This is a genomic window from Oleiphilus sp. HI0132, assembly GCF_001635845.1.
In genome coordinates, this window is sequence record NZ_LWGJ01001399.1 from 1 (window position 1) to 879 (window position 879).

Sequence of the window (879 nt, forward strand, 5' to 3'; positions counted from 1 at the left end):
AAACCAAATTATATTATCTTTGCTACTGGATACAGTAGAGTAGATCCGTTGATAAAAAAACTTTTTGAAATTCATTTTGATGGTCATAAAACAATCAGAGTAAACCCTAAAAAAATATGGGAGTTTAAAGCAGCAAATACAAAATGTTTTCGTATAGCTCACCCAAGAGCACAACATGGTCATGCTGCTTACAGAAAAGAAGTTATTGAAGTCATCAAAAAGAGCTCTAACTTTGGGGGACACGCATAACAAAAAATTCCAGTGGGTAACGGCTAGATGCACTGCCGCTGAATTTGGAGCTCATAGACTAACAACACTAAATATAGTTCATTACCCAGCCTTAAGCGTCTTATTGTCAGCTGATATGAGCCCCTCAAATGGAAGCCATCAAGCGGCAACTTTGCGGACAAAATTACCCTAGAATGTTGACCCAAATAGACGCGAGATCAATACGGGTACGGCAGTCTCTACGCGTAGAATTCTTTCGCCTAAATGAACTCCTTCAAAACCGGCTTCTTTGAGCTTGTTTACTTCATACTCAGTAAAGCCACCTTCGGGGCCGATGATTAAGGTGCAGGCTTCTTCGAGATGATGTGGGCAGAGCTGTTCCTCTCTAGGGTGGGCGACTAGTTGGCGTGTACCTTTGGAAAGTGCAGGTAATTCATCTTCAACAAAGGGCTTGAAGCGCTTTTTGATATGAATTTCGGGCATCACGGTATCCTGAGCTTGTTCTAAGCCAAGGATGCAATTCTCTAGAATTTTTTCTTCACTTAGCCAGGGGCTTTGCCAAAAGCTCTTTTCTACCTTCCAGGCATTGAGGAAATAGATTTTCTTCACGCCCATTGTTGTGGCGGTTTGAATGATTCGCTTTAACATTTT

At 41.5% G+C, this 879-nt stretch carries 2 protein-coding genes; one reads left to right on the forward strand and one right to left on the reverse strand.

Translation table 11 applies throughout. The features are described from left to right. Window positions 1-249: hypothetical protein (locus tag A3766_RS31395; protein WP_197479669.1), on the forward strand; the 249-nt coding region annotated here is incomplete at its 5' end. A 168-nt stretch (window positions 250-417) separates the two neighbouring features. Here A3766_RS31395 and A3766_RS21470 read toward each other — a convergent pair. After that, a partial coding sequence (locus tag A3766_RS21470; protein WP_156509030.1) for an RsmE family RNA methyltransferase occupies window positions 418-879 on the reverse strand: 462 nt, incomplete at its 5' end.